The following is a 15,584-nucleotide window of genomic DNA, read 5'->3' on the forward strand; positions in this document are numbered from 1 at the left end:
ACTGAGATTATCCCATAGCTGGTTCGCGCGGTCAGTCTTCGCCACACGAGTCGCTTTCCAGTATGATGGCGCCCTCGCCGCCTGGCGTTGATTCAACACAGGGGCCGCTGCATCCTGGCGATGGCGTTCCCGCATAACACCTCATTTCCTGTCAGTCAGTAGAGGCTTCGTTCGTCATGCTCGAGCTGCACGGCCAGAGTGCCCTTTCTTCCTTCCGTCATGCCCGTCTGCTTGCCCGCCTTCGTGAGGCCATGCCAGGCGTGACAGATGTGCATGCGATGCACCGCTACTTTCTGGATGTCGAGCAGACACCAGAGTCCCGGGTGCTTGAGCGCCTTTGTGCGTTGCTGGAAGCCGATGAGCATACCGAGTCGGTCCCGGCAGGTGCGCTTTATCTGGTCGTGCCGCGTTTTGGCACCGTCTCGCCATGGTCCTCCAAGGCCACCGATATCGCCCACAATTGCGGGCTGCACCAGGTACGCCGCATCGAGGCGGGCGTGGCCTATTTCGTTGAAACCGACACGCTACCCTCGAAAGAAGAGGTCGAGGCGATCCGTCTGGTGCTGGCTGATCGCATGACACAGACGGTGCTGGTGGATGCCAGCGATGCCGCGAAGCTTTTTGAAAGGCATGCCCCGGCACCGGAAAGCCACGTGGATATTCTGGAAGGCGGGCGCGAGGCGCTGGTAGAGGCTAACGTGACGCTGGGCCTGGCACTGGCCGAGGATGAAATCGACTATCTGGTCGAGTCCTTTACCGGTCTGGGGCGCAACCCCAGTGATGTCGAGCTGATGATGTTTGCGCAGGCCAACTCCGAGCACTGCCGCCACAAGATTTTCAATGCCGACTGGCGCATCGACGGCCAGGCGCAGGAACACTCGCTGTTTGGCATGATTCGCAATACCCACAAGTGCTCTCCGGACAACGTGCTGTCGGCCTATAGCGATAACGCCGCCATCATTCGCGGCCATGAGGCCGGGCGCTTTCTGGCGGATACCACAAGCTTTCAGTACGTCATCCATCAGGAACCCATCCATATCCTGATGAAGGTCGAAACGCACAATCATCCGACGGCCATTGCGCCGCATCCGGGTGCCGCGACCGGTGCCGGTGGCGAGATTCGCGATGAGGGTGCCACCGGCCGCGGTGGCAAGCCCAAGGCCGGTCTGACCGGCTTTACCGTATCCAACCTGCGCATTCCCGATTTCGTGCAGCCGTGGGAGGCGTTCGACTACGGCAAGCCCGCGCGCACCAGAAGCGCATTCGACATCATGATCGAGGCCCCCATCGGGGCGGCGGCGTTCAACAACGAATTCGGTCGCCCGGCGCTTAACGGCTATTTCCGTACCTATGAGCATGATGTGGTCGGGCCTGCCGGTGTTGAACGTCGTGGCTATCACAAGCCCATCATGCTGGCCGGTGGCTATGGCAGCGTGCGTGATGAACACGTGCTCAAGGGCGACATTGCCGTGGGGTCGAAGCTGATCGTCATGGGCGGTCCGGCCATGTTGATCGGGCTGGGCGGTGGTGCCGCATCATCTGTCGCTTCCGGCACGACCAGCGACGCGCTGGACTTTGCCTCGGTGCAGCGTGACAACCCCGAGATGGAACGCCGTGCTCAGGAAGTCATCGACCGCTGTATTGCGCTGGGGGATGACAATCCGATCAGCTTTATCCATGACGTGGGCGCCGGCGGGCTCTCCAACGCGCTGCCGGAGCTGGTCAAGGATGGCGGTCGCGGTGGGCTTTTCGATCTGCGTGAGGTGCCCAGCGCCGAGCCCGGCATGACGCCACTGGAAATCTGGTGCAACGAGGCGCAGGAGCGCTATGTGCTGGCCGTGGCGCCGGAATCGATTGCGCTGTTTGAATCCCTGTGTGCCCGCGAGCGCTGTCCGTTTGCGGTGGTCGGTGAGGCCACCGAGGCTCACGAGATTACGGTGGTGGATGAGCACTTTGAAAGCCGTCCCATCGATCTGCCCATGAGTGTGCTCTTTGGCAAGCCACCGAAAATGCAGCGCAGTTTCGAACGCCGCAGTGTCGATCAGCCGTCTCTGATGCTGGACAATCTGAACCTCAACGAGGCCATGGACCGGGTACTGCGACTGCCTGCGGTGGCGTCCAAGAGTTTTTTGATCACCATCGGTGATCGTACCGTGGGTGGCATGAGTGTGCGCGACCAGATGGTTGGCCCCTGGCAGGTGCCGGTGGCGGACTGTGCGGTGACCACGGCTTCCTTTGATACCCGTGCCGGTGAGGCCATGGCCATGGGGGAGCGGACCCCCACCGCACTGATCTCACCGGCCGCGTCCGCGCGGCTGGCCGTGACCGAGGCAATTACCAATATCGCTGCGGCACCCATCGAAAAGCTCGGCGACATCAAGCTGTCGGCCAACTGGATGAGTGCCGCCGATCATGAAGGCGAAAATCAGGCGTTGTATGACGCGGTCCATGCCGTGGGCATGGAACTCTGCCCGGCGCTGGGTATTGCCATTCCGGTGGGCAAGGACTCCATGTCGATGCGCACGGCCTGGCGTGACGGTGAGCGTGACAAGGCCGTCACGGCGCCACTGTCGTTGATCGTATCGGCCTTTGCGCCGGTCAGCGATACGCTGAAAACGCTGACCCCGCAGCTGGACACGGGTGAAGAAACCGAACTTTTGCTGATTGATCTGGGCCGGGGCAGAAACCGTCTGGGCGGCTCGGCGCTGGCGCAGGTCTATGGACAGCTGGGCGCACATGCGCCGGATCTGGATGCTCCCGAGGATCTGGCCGGCTTTTTCAGTGCCATTCAGACGCTCAATCGCGAAGGGCGACTGCTGGCCTACCATGACCGCAGTGATGGCGGGCTGCTGGCAACGCTTGCCGAAATGGCCTTTGCCGGTCACTGTGGCCTGGCCGTTACGCTGGATGGTCTGGTACGCGATGCCCACCAGGCCACGGCGGCACTGTTTGCCGAGGAACCAGGGGCGGTTATCCAGGTGCGTCGTGACGAGATGGATGCTGTTCTCGCTACGCTTGAAGACGCCGGCCTTGGTGAGTGTGTCCATCGCATAGGCACACCCACCGGGGATGATCGCATTTCGGTCACGCTGCATGACGGTGTGTTGATCGACACCACGCGGGTGCACGCCATTCGCACCTGGGCGGAAACCAGCTATCAGCTCCAGGCGCGCCGTGACAATCCCGACTGCGCCCGCCAAGAGTTTGATGGTCTTGATGAAACCCGCAATCCGGGGCTGCATGCCGCCCTGAGCTACGATGTCAACGAGGATGTCGCCGCCCCCTTTATCAACAAGGGCGCAGCACCGCGGGTCGCCATCCTGCGTGAGCAGGGCGTCAACGGGCAGCTGGAGATGGCGTGGAACTTCACCAACGCCGGCTTTGAGGCCATTGACGTTCACATGTCGGACATTCTGGAAGGGCGCGTGGATCTGGCGGACTTTCAGGGGGCTGCGGCCTGTGGCGGTTTCTCCTATGGCGACGTACTGGGGGCCGGCGGTGGCTGGGCGAAATCGATCCTCTTCAACGAGCGTGGGCGTGAACAGTTTGCGCGCTTTTTTGAGCGTGAAGACACCTTTGCCCTTGGCGTCTGCAACGGCTGTCAGATGCTATCCCAGCTCAAGTCGCTGATTCCCGGCGCTGATCACTGGCCGCGCTTTGTACGCAACCTCTCCGAGCAGTACGAGGCCCGCGTCTCGATGGTGCGGGTGGAATCCACACCGTCGCTGTTTCTGGCCGACATGGCCGGCTCACGCATGCCGATTGCCGTGGCGCACGGGGAAGGACAGGCGCAGTTCCGCGATGGTGCCCATCTGCGTCAGGCACAGACCAGCGGCACGGTCGCGCTGCGCTACGTCGACAATTTTGGCGAAGTCACTACCGGTTATCCGGCCAATCCCAACGGCTCGCCTTCAGGCATTACCGGTCTGACCACGCAGGACGGTCGTGTGACCATCATGATGCCGCACCCCGAACGCGTGGCACGCGCCGTGACCAACTCCTGGCGCCCGCAGGAATGGCACGAGGCCGGCGGCTGGATGCGCATGTTCCGCAATGCCAGAAAGTGGGTGGGATAAGCGCACCCGGCGTCAGATATGTCTGAGGCACGCTTGCGATGAAAAAAGGGCCTCCAGAGGAGGCCCTTTCATGTGCGACAGCATCACAATCAGTTCTGTGGACGCTCGGCGGGGCTTAAAAAGCGTACCGTCGGTTCTCCTTCAAGCAGCGGGTCGGTGCCTTCCTTGAAGGGCTTGTAGTGGGGCATTTCCAAGTGCTTGTCGAAGGCGGCGCGGTCGGTATAGACCTCATGAAGAATGACGGTGTTGCCGTCTTCCTCTGGCACCAGTACATCGAACTGATGACAGCCGCTTTCATTGGCCAGCGACTCGTTGGCGTCATTGTGCGCCAGCGCCAGAAAGGCATCGCGCTGGCCTTTCCTGATGTTGAATTCTGCCAGAACGACAAAGCTTGGCTTGTTGACACTCATCATGATTCTCCGTGCAGCGTTTGGTCTTTCGGGTGCAATCGCAAGGGTTGCGGCGTTGGTACTGTTTCACCGTGGGTATGACGCCGAATGCGGCGTCAGTGAATTCTGGGTGCTTCACCCATGCCCATGCGCTCGTGAAATTCCGCCACGGCACTTCGCAGCAGCTCCAGAAGCCCCGGCACCAGGGCCACGCCCTGTTCAGGGCCTGCCACAAACTGCTCCACACTGACATGCACGGCTTCACCGTGAATGACAACCTTGGCCGCCTTGATGGCATTCATGACGTCATTGGCAATGTCGAGCAGCTGGGCACGGTCGGTGCTGGCATCGGCCTGCCAGATACCAGGCAGCATCAGCTGGAAAAAGGCCGGTTCGTCCTCGGCCACGACCAGGACGAACTCGAGGCTTTCAAGCGTGATACGCGCGGCATGGGTATCGATGGCCTCTACCTGGAAATCCATGGCGCCCAGGCCTTCAATGTAGTGCTCGATCTGTGTGTTGGCCTGCATTGTGCGCCTCTTTGGTCATCAGCGGTGACGGGTTTTAAACATTCAGCCAGTCCCGGAATATCAGGATCACAGGATTAGTATAAGGACATGTCGACGTCTTTAACGACACCGCCGCAGCTGCGTCCCTACCAGAAGGAGGCCGTCGAGCGTGTCGTCGGTCATTTTCGCCGGAGCCATGATCCCGCCGTCGTGGTGTTGCCCACCGGCAGCGGCAAGAGCCTGGTCATTGCCGAACTGGCCCGTATCGCCCGCGGGCGAGTGCTGGTGCTGGCCCATGTGCGTGAGCTGGTGGCACAAAACCATGCCAAATATGAGGCCTACGGGCTCAGGGCCGATATCTTCAGTGCCGGCCTTGGAAGACGCGACAGCCAGCGCCAGGTGGTCTTTGGCTCGGTGCAATCTGTCATCAATGCGCTCGATGACTTTGATGACGGCCAGTTCACGCTGCTGGTCATCGATGAGTGCCATCGCGTGGCGCCCATGGTGGATGAAAAGGCCGATGGCACGCGTCGGCATCAGCCCGGCAGCTACCAGCGGGTGATTGATCATCTGCGGGCGAGCCGATCGGATATCAAGGTGCTGGGACTGACAGCTACCCCCTATCGCCTGGGGCAGGGATTCATTTATTACCGCCACTATCATGGCATGGTACGCGGCCCCGAAACGTCCTTTTTCCGCGACTGCGTGTTCGAGCAGCCCCTGCGCGTCATGGTCAAGCAGGGCTATCTGGCCGAGCCCCGCCGCATTGATGCTGCAATAGCACGCTATGATTTTTCGCAGCTCGCGCCCCGCGCCGGCGGGCAGTACGCCGAGTCCGACCTTAATCGGGTGGTCAGGGGCAACCGGGCCACACCCGTGATCATCGAAGACGTGATGGCCCAGGCCCGTGAGCGTCAGGGGGTGATGGTGTTTGCCGCTACGGTGGCGCACGCCGAAGAGATCATGGGCTATCTGCCCGAGGGCCAGGCGGCACTGGTGACCGGCACGACGGCCGGTGGCGAGCGCGAACGACTGATCGAGGCCTTCAAGGCGCGTGAGCTGAAGTATCTGGTCAACGTGGCCGTACTGACCACCGGCTTTGACGCGCCGCATGTGGATCTGATTGCCATCCTGCGCCCGACCGAGTCGGTGGGGCTCTACCAGCAGATCGTCGGGCGCGGTCTGCGCCTTTCACCTGACAAGCAGGACTGCCTGGTACTGGACTATGCCGGCAATCCCTGGGATCTGTATGGCCCCGAAGTGGAGGGCCCGCGACCCGACAGTGACAGCGAGCCGGTACAGGTCGAGTGCCCCGAATGTGGCTTTGCCAACATCTTCTGGGGTAAACGCGACGGTGAGCTGGTGATCGAGCACTTTGGCCGGCGCTGTCAGGGGCTGGTCGAGGACGAGCAGGGTAGACAGGTGCAATGTGACTTTCGCTTTCGCTACAAGGTCTGCGAGCAGTGCGGCACGCAAAATGATATCGCTGCCCGACGCTGTCATCACTGTCAGGAGCTGCTGATCGATGCCGATGACAAGCTGCGCGATGCCCTGAAACTCAAGGATGCCCGGGTACTCAGGGTCAGCGGCATGATGCTGGAAGAAAGTACCAACGGGCGTGGTCTGGCCCGCCTCAAGGTGACCTATGTGGATGAGGACGGCGCCACGCTCTCGGAGTGGTACGCCCTGGAAACGCCTGCGCAGCGCACCGCCTTTTATCATGCCTGGCTGAAGCTGCATCTGCGTGCGCCGGGCAGTGACTGGCAGCCCACCACGATTGATGAGGTGATTGCCTCACGCGAGCGGCTGCGCCACCCGGACTTTGTGGTGGGGCGCAAGGTAGGGCGCTACTGGCAGGTGCGCGAGCGCCTCTTTGATTATGAAGGCCGTTACCGGCGTGCCGACAGTGCCGATGGCGCCTGATGAATGGTACCTGACGAGAGACAGCATCAAACATCGTTATTCTGCTAAGGTAAGGAGCGTTGCCATCTGGCAGCGTTATCACCATTGCGACGCGATCCATTTGCGATCAAGGAGTCTGTCATGAGCTGGTCCGCCCCCGAGGTCAAGGAAATCAGTGCTGGTATGGAAGCCAGTGTCTACCTGCCTGCCGAGATTGAAATCGACATTGAAGAGTAAAACAGCAGGTGCGCAGCGCTTGCGCGTTCGCGTACTGGGGTCGGCCGCCGGTGGCGGCCTGCCTCAATGGAACTGTCGCTGCGCCGTGTGCCGTCTGGCGCGCGCTGAACCGCAGCGCGTTATTCCGCGCACCCAGTCCTCGATTGCCGTATCCAACGATGGTGAACACTGGGCGCTGATCAACTGTGCGCCTGAAGTGCTCAGTCAACTGCAGCGCGAACCGGCGCTTCAGCCAAACCGTGATGACCGCCATACCCCGATTCAGTCAATCCTGGTCACCAATGGTGACGTGGATCATGTTGCCGGGCTTTTGAGCCTGCGCGAACGTTCACCGTTTCGACTGTACGCCACGCCTGAAATACACGGCGTGCTGCGCAGCAACCCGATTTTCAACGTGCTCGCTCCGGACTGTGTCGAGCGACGCGACGTGGCACTCGACAGTCGAATCGAGCTGCTGCCGGGCCTTATGGCGACCGTGTTTGCCGTGCCTGGCAAGACCGCCCTCTATCTGGAAGGTGATGAGGTGGACATCGGCGCCGAAGGGGAGTCGACCGTAGGCGTCGAGTTCGAGCTGGACGGCCAGCGGCTGTACTACATTCCCGGCTGTGCCACCGTCACGCCGCGCCTTGCCGAACGGCTGGAAGGGGCCTCAGCGCTGCTCTTTGACGGCACCCTGTGGCGCGATGACGAGATGATTCATGCCGGCGTCGGACAGAAGACCGGACAGCGCATGGGTCACATGTCGATGTCGGGGCCCCAGGGCAGCATGACGGCACTGGCCGATGTAGCCATCGACCGCCGCATTTTTATTCACATCAACAACACCAACCCCGTGTTGATCGAGGACAGCGCCGAGCGGCGCGAGGCCGAAGACGCCGGTTGGGAAATCGCCTTCGACGGTATGGAGATCACGCCTTGAGTTCATCCGAGACGCACCTGAGTGACGTGACCGAGCCGATGAGCCCCGAGGCGCTGGAGACGCGTCTGCGCGAGATCGGCGAAGCGCGCTATCACCATCGCCATCCGTTTCAGCTGGCGCTTCAGGGTGGCGAACTTGATCGCTGCCAGGTACGGGCCTGGGCGCTCAATCGTTATTATTACCAGGCCATGATCCCCATCAAGGATGCCACCCTGATGGCGCGCCTTGATGATCCGGACTGGCGGCGTGAGTGGCGCACTCGACTGGTTGATCACGACGGCGAAGCGCCCGGCGAGGGCGGCATCGAGCGCTGGCTGAAGCTCACGGACGGCCTGGGGCTTGATCGCGAGATGGTGCGCTCGACCCGCGCCATCCTGCCGACAACGCGCTTTGCAGTGGAAGCCTATACCCACTTCGTGCGTGATCGCACGCTGCTGGAGGCGATCGCGTCCTCGCTGACCGAGCTGTTCTCGCCGAAGGTCATCGGGACGCGCGTCTCTGGCATGCTTGAGCACTACGATTTCGTGTCCGAGGAGACGCTGGATTACTTCCGCCCGCGTCTGACCCAGGCGCCTCATGACGCCGAGCGGGCGCTGGCCTACGTGCGCGAACACGCCCTGCGCGCTGATCAGCAGCAGGCGGTGCTGGAGGCGCTGGTCTTCAAGTGCGACGTGCTCTGGACGATGCTGGATGCCCTGCAGCACGCCTACGTGGAAGGTCACCGCCCACCCGGGGCCTGGGATGGCGAGAGCGGTCTGATTGCGGGAGCCACGCCTTGAGCGCCGGGCTCAATGACAACACCGTGGTGCGCCTGCCGCGCGGCGTACGCATGCGTCATGACGCTGCGCGCGGCGGCTGGGTGCTGCTGGCGCCGGAGCGCATCTTTCAGCTTGATGCGATTGCGCATGCGGTGATGAGCCATGTGGATGGCAGGCAATCCGTGTCACAGATCGTTGATACGCTCACAGCCGATTACAACGCCGAGCGCCGTCGGATTCGCCATGATGTTCTGGCGTTGTTTCATGCCCTGATCGACCGGCGCGTACTGGAGGTGGTGGCATGAGTGACATGGCCCGGTCGCACATCGAGAAGACCATCGCCCCGCCCATGGGTCTGCTTGCCGAGCTGACCCATCGCTGTCCGCTGCAGTGTCCCTACTGCTCCAATCCAGTAGAGCTGGAGCGGCGCGGTGACGAAATGACTACCGCTGACTGGCAGCGCATTCTGCGCGAAGCGGCAGCGCTGGGCGTTCTACAGGTGCATCTCTCCGGAGGTGAGCCGGCGGCAAGGCGCGATCTGGTTGAGCTGGTCGAAACCTGTGCCCACGAAGGACTCTATTCGAACCTGATCACGGCAGGCGTCAACATCACGCCCGAGCGCCTGGCCGCGCTGGAAGCGGCCGGGCTTGATCACGTGCAGCTCTCCTTTCAGGGGGCTGATGATGAGGTCACAGAGCATGTCTCGGGGCTGCGCGGCGCGTTCGATAAAAAGTGTGCCTTCGCCAGTGAGGTTCGAGCGCTGGGATTGCCGCTGACGCTCAACGTGGTGCTTCACCGTGCCAATATCCATCAGGTGGATGATTTCATCGCACTTGCCCTTGAGCTGGGCGCCGAGCGGCTGGAGCTGGCCCACGCCCAGTATTACGGCTGGGCGCTGCGCAATCGCGGTGCCCTGATGCCGCAGCGCCATGAGGTGATGACAGCCCTCAGAGCGGTCGAGGCCGCCCAGACTCGCCTCAAGGGACAACTGGCCATCGATTCAGTGGTGCCGGATTACTACGCCCATTTCCCCAAGCCCTGCATGAACGGCTGGGGCCAGCAAACGATCAACATCACGCCCTCGGGGCTGGGGCTGCCGTGCCATGCAGCGCAGACGATTCCGGGGCTTGAGTTCTGGAGTGCGCGCGAACACGCATTGTTTGATATCTGGCATCACTCGCCGGCCTTTAACGCCTTTCGTGGTACCGACTTTCTGCCCGAGACGTGCCAGAGCTGCGATCGCCGCGATATCGATCATGGTGGCTGTCGCTGTCAGGCGCTGATGATGACCGGTGATGCCCGGCAGATGGATCCGGTATGTCAGCACTCCCCCTGGCACGAGGAGATCCAGACGCTGACACTGGAGGAGGCCAGCCGCGACGAGCCCTTCGCGTATCGCCGTTTCGCACGAGGCGAGCGTCACGCCTGAGCAGTGCTGGCAGAAGAAAACAGGATGCAGATGCTTGAAACGGGGCGGCCTGATAAACTTGCGTCAACGTCCTGTTTCGTTTGAGCCTTCGCTTCGCACCCCATGACCCATTCCGGTGATCCTCACAGCCCGACCCTCGAGGCTGCCCCTGCCGTTATGGTGGGCGGTGAGCCCCTGCATGAAATGCCGGAAGATCTTTATATTCCGCCCGAGGCGCTGCGTGTCTTTCTGGAAACCTTTGAGGGGCCGCTCGATCTGCTGCTGTATCTGATTCGGCGTCAGAATCTCGATATTCTGGCCGTTAATGTAGCGGCCGTGACCCGTCAGTACATCGAGTATGTGGAGCTCATGAAGGTCAGCGGCATTGATCTGGCCGCCGAGTACCTGCTGATGGCAGCGATGCTGGCCGAGATCAAGTCGCGTACGCTGCTGCCTCGTGCGCCACGTTCAAATGATGAGGATGATGAGGAAGACCCGACGGCGGCGCTGGTGCGTCGCCTGCAGGAGTATGAACAGATCAAGCTGGCCGCTCAGGCCATCGACGAAATGCCCCGCCAGGGACGCGACTGGTATACGGCGGAGGCGGGGCTGCCGGTGTTGCAGCCTCGCGTGCAGCATCCGGACGTCGAGCTTTCAGAGCTTCTGGGGGCGCTGACGGCGTTGATGCAGCGCGCCGACTTTCGCAAGGACCATCAGATTACCCGCGAGGTGCTCTCGACCCGCGAGCGAATGATGGCCATTCTTGAGCGCATCAATGATGAGCAGTTCACGCCGTTTGAGGCGCTTTTTGATCCTGAAGAGGGCAAGGCCGGGGTCGTGGTCACTTTCATGGCCATTCTGGAACTGAGCAAGGAGCGATTGATCGAAATCGTACAGAACGCACCGCTGTCACCCATTCACGTGCGTGGGCGGGTGCAGCCGCAGGACGACGGGGAAGAGGCATTCGAGCAGCCCTTTGAAGATAATGAACAGGCAACCGTGTCATGACGCCGCAGCTGGATCATATTCTTGAAGGCGTGCTGCTGGCGGCCGGCGAGCCGCTGACCCTTGAACGGCTGGAAGCGGTTTTTGAGGACGGCGAGCGACCCGGTCGCCGGGCATTGCGTGAGGCACTGCAAACGCTGGACGCACGACTGGCGCACAGTGCCCTGATGCTGGAAGAAACAGCATCCGGGTTTCGACTGCGCGTGCGCGATGCGCTGTCTCCCTGGGTCTCACGACTCTGGGATGAGCGCCCGCAGCGCTATTCAAGAGCGCTGCTGGAAACCCTGGCGCTGATTGCCTACCGTCAGCCGGTCACGCGTGCCGATATTGAAGAGGTGCGCGGCGTGTCGGTCAGTGCCTCGATCATGCGGACCCTGATCGAGCGTGGCTGGGTGCGGGTAGTGGGACATCGTGATGTGCCCGGGCGCCCGGCGGTCTATGCCACCACCAGAGGCTTTCTTGATGACTTCGGACTGCGTACGCTGGATGCACTGCCGCCGATCAGTGCGGTGAAAGAGGGCGAAACAGTGGACTGGCTCAAACAGCTCACGCCCAATGCGCAAGCATCGGGTGAAGTATCGAATGCCCCGGAGACTGCCGAGCCTTCGCTACCCTACGATGAAGATGCTGTCAGCGAAAACGCTGCCAACGAAGACTTTACCAATGAAGATGCTGCCGACAGCGACGGCAGTAAAACAGAGGATGTGCCTGCCGATTCGCCTGCTGGCGAACAGGCACCATCCGAACGCTCGTCGATTGAGACGCCGATGCCTTCCCGTCAGAGCCCGAGTCTTGATGAGATCGGTCAACGACTGGCCGAGCGACTGCGCAGTGAGGCAGATTGCGACGGTCCGGATGCTGGGCCCGATGAGAGATCGACGCACACCAGTTACCCAGAAGATTGAGACTTCACTGATGAATACTGAAAAACTGCAGAAAGTACTGGCCCGTACCGGGCTGGGGTCACGACGCGAAATGGAAGCCGCCATCGCGGCCGGCCGCGTCAATGTCAACGGGGAGACGGCAAAGCTCGGCGATCGTATTGCCGATACGGATCGCGTCACCGTGGATAACCGACCCGTGACCCTGATGTCGAGTGAGGCGTCCTCCCGTCGGGTTATCATGTACAACAAGCCTGAAGGTGAGCTGTGCACACGTCGTGACCCGGAAGGCCGCCGCACGGTCTTTGAACACCTGCCGCGCCTGTCCGGTGAGCGCTGGATCGCCATCGGGCGCCTGGACATCAATACCAGCGGTCTTCTGCTCTTTACGACCGATGGTGAGCTGGCCAATCGCCTGATGCATCCTTCCATGCAGATCGAGCGCGAATACGCTGTTCGGGTCATGGGAGAGGTCACCATCGAGCATGTCCGTGCCATGGTCGAAGGCGTGATGCTGGAAGATGGCCCTGCGCGCTTTACCGATGTGCAGGAGTTTGGTGGCGAAGGTATCAACACCTGGTTTCACGTGGTCATCATGGAAGGGCGCAACCGTGAAGTGCGCAGGCTCTGGGAATCTCAGGGGCTGACGGTAAGCCGACTCAAGCGCGTGCGTTATGGCAGCGTTTTTCTGGACAAGCGCGCGCGTGCCGGGGAGTGGACGGAACTGACCCAGCAGGAAGTGGATGATCTGTCCGAACTGGCCGGGCTCGAAAAGCGCAAGGTACCGGCGCTGACGCCTGATGAAAAAAATCGCTGGAACCGTGACAAGAACAAGCGCCGTCCTGTACGTGGCGTCAAGTCACCGGAAGCCGCACGCAGCGATGCCCAGGAAAGCACGCCTCGCCGCAGTGAGCGCCGTGATGAAGTGCGACCCATGACGCCTCGTGAGAAGCGCAATGAGAAGCGCAGTGATCTGGGTAACTGGAGCTCCACGGCACCGACGAACAATCGCCGCTCATCTGCCAGGGGTGAAAAGGGTCAGGAGCGCCGCGGCAGCAGTGACAGGAAAAGTACAGGCACGCCACAGGGTCGAAAGGGCGGTGGGCGCCGTTAACGCCGTACGTGTGCAATAGGCGCTTGCATCGCGAATGCTTTCAAAGTAGTATTTGCGCCCGTCGAGCGGGTCGTTAGCTCAGTGGTAGAGCAGTTGGCTTTTAACCAATTGGTCGTAGGTTCGAATCCTACACGACCCACCATCTCGACAGAAATAATGGCATGTTTGTGATTGCTGGCAGAATTGTTGGGTCGTTAGCTCAGTGGTAGAGCAGTTGGCTTTTAACCAATTGGTCGTAGGTTCGAATCCTACACGACCCACCACAGGCCTTGTCATTGTTTCGGGGCTGATTAGTCAGTGCCTGAATCCGGGTCGTTAGCTCAGTGGTAGAGCAGTTGGCTTTTAACCAATTGGTCGTAGGTTCGAATCCTACACGACCCACCAGTTTCTGAAGACGCCTCATCCTTACCGGGATGAGGCGTTTTCGTATGTGTCCCTTGCACCTGTGTCGGCACAGACATTCTGAACCGGTTCGCGCCAACCATCGGGGTTAGCGAAACTTCTCCAGCGTCTGCTGATATTGACCAAAATCCCTGCGACGCTCTCGAATGCGACTGGTCAGAGCATAATCACCGCTTTGCTGTGACGCCTTTTCTGCCAGGCGCAGCTGTTCCAGACCGCCTTCGATATCCCCCTTGAGCTGAAGCTGTTCGGCCAGGGCAAGGTGGCCCCAGTCTTCTCGGCCGCTGCGCCCGGCCGCTTCGCTTAACAGGTTCCATAGATCCGGATCCTCGGCGTGAGTATCTGCCAGTACCCTCAGGCTGCGAAAGGCGGTGGTCGGGTTGATGCCAAGCTGTGCCTCACTCTGAATGATTTGTGCCGGATAGTAGTCCGGTGTCAGGCGCAGAATACGTTCACAGCGACGAATGGCCTCTTCACGCCGGCCGGCGTCCAGGGCGGCATCCGCTGCACTGGCCGACAGCATCAGAATATCGGGTGCTTCCCGGGCGAGCTGGTCAAAGGCTGCCAGCGCCTGGTCGGTGCGCTGATTGATGCTGTCATTGAGGGCATCCAGGTAGCGCAGGGCGATAGGGTGGGCCTTGTCCTGCTCAAGGCGGGTGCGTACCGAGGTGGGATCGCTCATGTTCATGGCCAGCATGGCACGGGCACGGATCAGGTCGTACTCGGGACCCGGGTCACTGATGTTGCCGGTCTGGTATTGCTGGGCCAGGCTGGTGGTATTGCTCAGCCGTGAATCGGTCATGGGGTGCGTCAGCAGAAATTCGGGTGGGGTATTGCCCTGCATGCTTGAAAGCCGCTGCATGGTGGCAAACATGCGAGGCATGGCCATGGGATCCATGTTGGAGCGCGCCATGGCTTGAAGGCCTACCCGGTCGGCTTCCTGTTCATAGCGGCGGGAGTAGCTCAATTGACTCTGCATGGCGGCAGCCTGGGTACCGGCCATGGTGGCAACCCCCAGATTGCCACCACCGCTGGCCGCCACCACCAGACCGGCCAGCATGGCGGCCATGGTGGGCAGCTGGGCACGTTCGCTGCGCGCCATCTCGCGGGCAAAGTGATGCTGTGACAGGTGGCCCATTTCGTGGGCCAGTACCGAGGCAAACGCGTCCTGATCGGGGGCGTAGGCAAACAGGCCGGTATTGATGCCGATGACCCCACCGGGGACGGCAAAGGCATTGAGCGTGCGACTCGACACCAGGGTGACAATGGGCGTGACATCACCGAGCTGACTGTTGGGCAACAGTCGGGCGACCAGCGATTCAAGGTAATCCTGTGTGATGGGATCGCGCCATTGACCGACGTGGGCGCGAAACTCGCGAAGCCAGGCGCGTCCGAGGCGAAATTCTTCCTGACCGTTGTAGCTGCCGGTCGAATCGCCCAGCGTGGGAAGCTGACTGGCCGGTGAGGCCATCGGCACGGCTACCGTGCCAAGCAGCAAGGCTGCCGTGATGATGCATCGAAAACGCGTATGCCTTGACATGACATGCTTACCGGATGGCCGTTGAGACATGAAAGGGCAGAAGCGCTACGGTCTGTTGGTAACAGACCGTAGAGGTTGCCGGTGGCATCAAGTTGCCTTTAAATCGTGCCGATTACAACCAGCAGAAGGATCAGTGGCGTTGGAAAATATCGATGAAATCAGGCAAATGGAGCAGCGTGCCGATCAGATGCTGGATGCCACCGGACTGGCCTGTCCGATGCCACTGCTCAAGGCACGTCAGGCGCTGGCTGCGCTGGATATCGGGCAGCGTCTGCATGTCATCTGTACTGACCCCGGTTCATGGCGTGACTTTGAAAGTCTTGCCGTTCATGGCGTGCATCATCTGGCCACACGCCGACAGGATGATGACATCTACCACTACGTACTGATCAAGGGACACTGATCGTCAGTGGCCGCTGGTTTGACCCTTATGGTGACAATAAC

12 protein-coding genes, 3 tRNA genes and 1 pseudogene are annotated in these 15,584 nt (G+C 61.0%); 13 read left to right on the top strand and 3 right to left on the bottom strand.

Annotated features, from left to right (window positions below; genetic code table 11):
• Window positions 1-176: 176 nt before the first annotated feature.
• Complete coding sequence (gene purL / locus IE123_RS01605) at window positions 177-4,076, top strand: phosphoribosylformylglycinamidine synthase (protein WP_189514445.1); 3,900 nt, start codon at window positions 177-179, stop codon at window positions 4,074-4,076.
• Window positions 4,077-4,165: 89 nt separating this feature from the next.
• Here the strand turns inward: purL and IE123_RS01610 are convergent, their stop codons facing one another.
• Window positions 4,166-4,486: a putative quinol monooxygenase gene (locus IE123_RS01610; protein WP_189514447.1), complete on the bottom strand. Its 321-nt coding sequence runs from the start codon at window positions 4,484-4,486 to the stop codon at window positions 4,166-4,168.
• Between the two features lie 95 nt (window positions 4,487-4,581).
• Window positions 4,582-4,995: a hypothetical protein gene (locus IE123_RS01615; protein WP_189514449.1), complete on the bottom strand. Its 414-nt coding sequence runs from the start codon at window positions 4,993-4,995 to the stop codon at window positions 4,582-4,584.
• A gap of 87 nt (window positions 4,996-5,082) precedes the next feature.
• Here IE123_RS01615 and radD point away from each other — a divergent pair, with 87 nt between their 5' ends.
• The 11 genes and pseudogenes from radD (at window position 5,083) to IE123_RS01675 (ending at window position 13,582) form a co-directional block, all read left to right on the top strand.
• Window positions 5,083-6,897: a DNA repair helicase RadD gene (gene radD, locus IE123_RS01620; RefSeq protein WP_189514451.1), complete on the top strand. Its 1,815-nt coding sequence runs from the start codon at window positions 5,083-5,085 to the stop codon at window positions 6,895-6,897.
• 235 nt (window positions 6,898-7,132) lie between these two features.
• Entirely contained in the window at window positions 7,133-8,032 is a 900-nt protein-coding gene (gene pqqB, locus IE123_RS01630) for a pyrroloquinoline quinone biosynthesis protein PqqB (RefSeq protein ID WP_189514453.1), read from the top strand.
• Window positions 8,029-8,811 (top strand): pyrroloquinoline-quinone synthase PqqC, encoded by a 783-nt coding sequence (pqqC, locus tag IE123_RS01635; RefSeq protein ID WP_229819533.1) that lies wholly within the window; start codon window positions 8,029-8,031, stop codon window positions 8,809-8,811. The genes pqqB and pqqC overlap by 4 nt, the downstream gene beginning before the upstream one ends.
• The gene (pqqD, locus tag IE123_RS01640) at window positions 8,808-9,095 is read left to right on the top strand and encodes a pyrroloquinoline quinone biosynthesis peptide chaperone PqqD (protein ID WP_189514455.1); all 288 of its coding nucleotides are present in this window, start codon (window positions 8,808-8,810) and stop codon (window positions 9,093-9,095) included. The genes pqqC and pqqD overlap by 4 nt, the downstream gene beginning before the upstream one ends.
• Entirely contained in the window at window positions 9,092-10,219 is a 1,128-nt protein-coding gene (pqqE, locus tag IE123_RS01645; protein WP_189514457.1) for a pyrroloquinoline quinone biosynthesis protein PqqE, read from the top strand. The genes pqqD and pqqE overlap by 4 nt, the downstream gene beginning before the upstream one ends.
• 102 nt (window positions 10,220-10,321) lie before the next feature.
• A complete protein-coding gene (locus IE123_RS01650) occupies window positions 10,322-11,206 on the top strand; it encodes a segregation and condensation protein A (RefSeq protein WP_189514459.1) in 885 nt (294 codons plus the stop codon).
• Window positions 11,203-12,108: an SMC-Scp complex subunit ScpB gene (gene scpB, locus IE123_RS01655; RefSeq protein WP_189514461.1), complete on the top strand. Its 906-nt coding sequence runs from the start codon at window positions 11,203-11,205 to the stop codon at window positions 12,106-12,108. The genes IE123_RS01650 and scpB overlap by 4 nt, the downstream gene beginning before the upstream one ends.
• 10 nt (window positions 12,109-12,118) lie before the next feature.
• Window positions 12,119-12,955, top strand: a pseudogene (gene rluB / locus IE123_RS01660) (23S rRNA pseudouridine(2605) synthase RluB); the annotation flags it as partial.
• 310 nt (window positions 12,956-13,265) lie between these two features.
• Window positions 13,266-13,340 (top strand) — tRNA-Lys (locus IE123_RS01665).
• A gap of 46 nt (window positions 13,341-13,386) precedes the next feature.
• Window positions 13,387-13,461: transfer RNA gene (locus tag IE123_RS01670), tRNA-Lys, on the top strand.
• A gap of 46 nt (window positions 13,462-13,507) precedes the next feature.
• A tRNA-Lys gene (locus IE123_RS01675) sits at window positions 13,508-13,582 on the top strand.
• A gap of 106 nt (window positions 13,583-13,688) precedes the next feature.
• On the opposite strand, the gene IE123_RS01680 is transcribed toward IE123_RS01675, so the two are convergent.
• Complete coding sequence (locus tag IE123_RS01680) at window positions 13,689-15,140, bottom strand: M48 family metalloprotease (RefSeq protein ID WP_189514465.1); 1,452 nt, start codon at window positions 15,138-15,140, stop codon at window positions 13,689-13,691.
• A 139-nt stretch (window positions 15,141-15,279) separates the two neighbouring features.
• On the opposite strand from IE123_RS01680, the gene IE123_RS01685 reads away from it, so the two are divergent.
• Window positions 15,280-15,543: a sulfurtransferase TusA family protein gene (locus tag IE123_RS01685; protein WP_308430179.1), complete on the top strand. Its 264-nt coding sequence runs from the start codon at window positions 15,280-15,282 to the stop codon at window positions 15,541-15,543.
• The last annotated feature ends 41 nt before the right edge of the window (window positions 15,544-15,584 follow it).

The sequence above is a fragment of the Kushneria pakistanensis genome, assembly GCF_014652795.1.
Classification (GTDB): Bacteria; Pseudomonadota; Gammaproteobacteria; order Pseudomonadales; family Halomonadaceae; genus Kushneria; species Kushneria pakistanensis.

Bases quoted from the DNA above. Each gene is read 5' to 3' on its own strand.
- IE123_RS01650 (WP_189514459.1), top strand. From the start codon at position 10,322: ATGACCCATTCCGGTGATCCTCACAGCCCGACCCTCGAGGCTGCCCCT.
- pqqE (WP_189514457.1), top strand. From the start codon at position 9,092: ATGAGTGACATGGCCCGGTCGCACATCGAGAAGACCATCGCCCCGCCC.
- radD (WP_189514451.1), top strand. From the start codon at position 5,083: ATGTCGACGTCTTTAACGACACCGCCGCAGCTGCGTCCCTACCAGAAG.
- purL (WP_189514445.1), top strand. From the start codon at position 177: ATGCTCGAGCTGCACGGCCAGAGTGCCCTTTCTTCCTTCCGTCATGCC.
- scpB (WP_189514461.1), top strand. From the start codon at position 11,203: ATGACGCCGCAGCTGGATCATATTCTTGAAGGCGTGCTGCTGGCGGCC.
- IE123_RS01610 (WP_189514447.1), bottom strand. From the start codon at position 4,486: ATGAGTGTCAACAAGCCAAGCTTTGTCGTTCTGGCAGAATTCAACATC.
- IE123_RS01615 (WP_189514449.1), bottom strand. From the start codon at position 4,995: ATGCAGGCCAACACACAGATCGAGCACTACATTGAAGGCCTGGGCGCC.
- IE123_RS01680 (WP_189514465.1), bottom strand. From the start codon at position 15,140: ATGTCAAGGCATACGCGTTTTCGATGCATCATCACGGCAGCCTTGCTG.